Below are 1,884 nucleotides of genomic sequence, written 5' to 3'. Positions count from 1 at the left end.
AAAGCGGTGCAAAACAGACGGTTCAAAACATTACTCTCAAACAGCAGCCGCTCAAAGCCTACAACCTGACCGTTGCCGACTGGCATACTTATTTCGTCAAGGGTAATCAGGCGGAAACGGAAGGGGTTTGGGTTCATAATGATTGTCCGTATGGAGAAAAATATAGGACAGAAGTTGGTTCTTATACTAATACTCATGAAAGTGGTCGAACTTATTCTGGAAAGGGCACAAGACAACGTTCCCAAATCTCTGGAGCAAGAGAAGCTAGGGTTAATAATGACCCTCATATAGCTACAGATTTTACTCCTGCCAAAAATAATCGAGAGGCATTCAAAGATGAATCTAGAAGAATTGACGCTCACGGTGGTTCCAAAAGTACCAATAATTACAATCGAATTGAAAGCCCGGGGAAAAAATACCGAAAACAAGATGGAGATTAAAAATGATTGTTGACGAAAAATCTACTTCAGATGTACTGAAACAATATCAAGAACTAGGGTTTGATTTGACAAAACCTATGATAATAGAGTTTTTTATAGGAGGTTCTCAAAAGAATCTGCAATCAATAGAAAGCCGACTCATTTCTTATCGGCAAGATTTTCAAATCAGTATTGAACAAGATGAATTCGGAGAAATGTGGACTTGCTATTGTTCCGTCAATATCGTCCCTTCCCTTGAAAACATTTTAGCTATTGAAACTACGTTATTTGGTATTGCACAAAAAAATGATTGTAATTATGAAGGTTTTGGTTCGTATGGGAACTAACAAAAAGTGTAGGTTGGGTTGAAAAAACTATATTCCCATTAAAGATTAGGGGATGTCTATGGAAATAAAATTCAATACTTTGGGGGTTATCCTGAATGGGGTCAATCCTGAAGAAAAATTCATAAAAATTATTGATGACCAGGAAAATACCGGTGGATTTCTGATACTGTTATCTTCAAATGACAAATTTTCATCGTTTGACAGTTACGATGACTGGGTCGAAAACTTAGAAATATTAAAAGAATACCTGCAAGAATCTCATTGGATAATAAAGTGGGTCGGATAGTCGGCAAACGTAGTCCGTCTGAAACGCTTTTACTTTTCAGACGGACTTTCTATCAATGGGAACAAGGCGTTTTGTCTCAATCTGGTCTATGATTATTCGATACAGTGATGGGAAGCTAAGAAAAATATGATTAATCATATTGAAAAATATATAGGCACTATTTCTCATGGCTCGAAAAGCGATTCGGGAAGTCAGTACAAATTAAATATCGCAGCTATTCCCTCTTCCCCTAACAGGGATTTAAAAACTTATATTACTTTAGGGTTAAGCAAACATGATCTGAATTATAAAAGCAGATTTGAAATACTTTTCGTATGTTCTTTAAAATATGATGAAAATCAGATTTTCCCATTTTTAAGATGGTTGGCAGAAACCATCATTGAGAACAAAAAAATCCTTCTTCGGGGGCAGGTTGTTTATTTGCCCAGAAGCATTGTTGATTCAACAAAAATGGATGCACTGTATGTTTCCGCCCCATTTTATTTCGACGATGATTTTCAGGTCTGTTATGGCGAACACTACAATATCGTTTTCCCTTTGCTTGTCCCGTTGTATAAACAGGAAGCAGAATTGGTAGAAAAGAAAGGTTGGAATGCTTTTGAGCAGTTCTTGTTGGATAATGAAGTTGGCAACCTTTCGGATATGAATCGGAAACCGTTTACTTGGTAAGGATTTTCTTAAATTTGATTAAAGGTCGTCTGAAACCGTGTTTAACTTTCAGACAACCTTTCCTTCATTTGAAACAGGATATTGGGAACTAAGTTCTTCAAAAATCCTACACCTGCTCCTTCCACGGCAGCACCTTGGTCAAAACGGCAGACGGCTGAAAAGC

Annotated in this window: 4 protein-coding genes; all 4 read left to right on the top strand. The window is 37.2% G+C overall.

The genetic code is table 11. From position 1 onward, the window contains the following. Window positions 1-440 (top strand): polymorphic toxin-type HINT domain-containing protein (locus HMPREF2959_RS12005; RefSeq protein WP_246829036.1); only part of this gene is annotated, 440 nt, incomplete at its 5' end. 2 nt (window positions 441-442) lie between these two features. Then, window positions 443-766 carry a ribonuclease E inhibitor RraB gene (locus tag HMPREF2959_RS04600; RefSeq protein WP_002231823.1) on the top strand — a complete coding sequence of 108 codons (324 nt, stop codon included), beginning with the start codon at window positions 443-445 and terminating at the stop codon, window positions 764-766. Window positions 767-824: 58 nt separating this feature from the next. Continuing rightward, window positions 825-1,052 carry a hypothetical protein gene (locus HMPREF2959_RS04595; protein ID WP_002236686.1) on the top strand — a complete coding sequence of 76 codons (228 nt, stop codon included), beginning with the start codon at window positions 825-827 and terminating at the stop codon, window positions 1,050-1,052. Window positions 1,053-1,178: 126 nt separating this feature from the next. Further along, a complete protein-coding gene (locus HMPREF2959_RS04590; RefSeq protein ID WP_002243251.1) occupies window positions 1,179-1,721 on the top strand; it encodes a suppressor of fused domain protein in 543 nt (180 codons plus the stop codon). The last annotated feature ends 163 nt before the right edge of the window (window positions 1,722-1,884 follow it).

The organism is Neisseria sp. HMSC070F02 (genome assembly GCF_001814225.1).
Taxonomy (GTDB): domain Bacteria; phylum Pseudomonadota; class Gammaproteobacteria; order Burkholderiales; family Neisseriaceae; genus Neisseria; species Neisseria meningitidis.
Note: the sequence above shows the minus strand (reverse complement) of the source record. Positions and strands in the feature narration are given on the sequence as shown.